We start from the raw sequence: 1,635 nt of genomic DNA, 5'->3' as shown, positions 1-1,635 counted from the left end.
AACCGGTGATGAATCGAAAGAAACATCTTCGGGTTGTGAGGTTAAGCGACTAAGCGTACACGGTGGATGCCCTGGCAGTCAGAGGCGATGAAGGACGTGCTAATCTGCGAAAAGCGCCGGCGAGGTGATATGAACCTTTGACCCGGCGATGTCCGAATGGGGAAACCCAGTGTGATTCGTCACACTATCGTTAACTGAATACATAGGTTAACGAGGCGAACCGGGGGAACTGAAACATCTAAGTACCCCGAGGAAAAGAAATCAACCGAGATTCCCCCAGTAGCGGCGAGCGAACGGGGAGCAGCCCAGAGTCTGAATCAGCTTGTGTGTTAGTGGAAGCGTCTGGAAAGTCGCACGGTACAGGGTGACAGTCCCGTACACGAAAGCACACAGGCTGTGAACTCGAAGAGTAGGGCGGGACACGTGGTATCCTGTCTGAATATGGGGGGACCATCCTCCAAGGCTAAATACTCCTGACTGACCGATAGTGAACCAGTACCGTGAGGGAAAGGCGAAAAGAACCCCGGCGAGGGGAGTGAAAAAGAACCTGAAACCGTGTACGTACAAGCAGTGGGAGCCTCTTTTATGGGGTGACTGCGTACCTTTTGTATAATGGGTCAGCGACTTATATTCTGTAGCAAGGTTAACCGTATAGGGGAGCCGAAGGGAAACCGAGTCTTAACTGGGCGTTAAGTTGCAGGGTATAGACCCGAAACCCGGTGATCTAGCCATGGGCAGGTTGAAGGTTGGGTAACACTAACTGGAGGACCGAACCGACTAATGTTGAAAAATTAGCGGATGACTTGTGGCTGGGGGTGAAAGGCCAATCAAACCGGGAGATAGCTGGTTCTCCCCGAAAGCTATTTAGGTAGCGCCTCGTGAATTCATCTTCGGGGGTAGAGCACTGTTTCGGCTAGGGGGCCATCCCGGCTTACCAACCCGATGCAAACTACGAATACCGAAGAATGTTATCACGGGAGACACACGGCGGGTGCTAACGTCCGTCGTGAAGAGGGAAACAACCCAGACCGCCAGCTAAGGTCCCAAAGTCATGGTTAAGTGGGAAACGATGTGGGAAGGCACAGACAGCCAGGATGTTGGCTTAGAAGCAGCCATCATTTAAAGAAAGCGTAATAGCTCACTGGTCGAGTCGGCCTGCGCGGAAGATGTAACGGGGCTAAACCATGCACCGAAGCTGCGGCAGCGACACTATGTGTTGTTGGGTAGGGGAGCGTTCTGTAAGCCGTTGAAGGTGTCCTGTGAGGGGTGCTGGAGGTATCAGAAGTGCGAATGCTGACATAAGTAACGATAAAGCGGGTGAAAAGCCCGCTCGCCGGAAGACCAAGGGTTCCTGTCCAACGTTAATCGGGGCAGGGTGAGTCGACCCCTAAGGCGAGGCCGAAAGGCGTAGTCGATGGGAAACAGGTTAATATTCCTGTACTTGGTGTTACTGCGAAGGGGGGACGGAGAAGGCTATGTTAGCCGGGCGACGGTTGTCCCGGTTTAAGCATGTAGGCGGAGGTTCCAGGTAAATCCGGTTCCTTGTTAACGCTGAGGTGTGATGACGAGGCACTACGGTGCTGAAGTAACAAATGCCCTGCTTCCAGGAAAAGCCTCTAAGCATCAGGTAACACC

Annotated in this window: 1 rRNA gene (only partly in view); it reads left to right on the top strand. The window is 53.0% G+C overall.

What is annotated here, in order from left to right:
* The first annotated feature begins 39 nt into the window (after positions 1 to 39).
* A 23S ribosomal RNA gene (locus AB6731_RS22895) occupies positions 40 to 1,635 on the top strand (it continues 1,407 nt past the right edge of the window).

It is taken from the genome of Enterobacter sp. RCC_40 (assembly GCF_041360735.1).
GTDB classification, from domain to species: domain Bacteria; phylum Pseudomonadota; class Gammaproteobacteria; order Enterobacterales; family Enterobacteriaceae; genus Enterobacter; species Enterobacter ludwigii.
The sequence above is the reverse complement of the archived record's forward strand: the minus strand, read 5'-3'. Positions and strand labels throughout refer to the sequence as shown.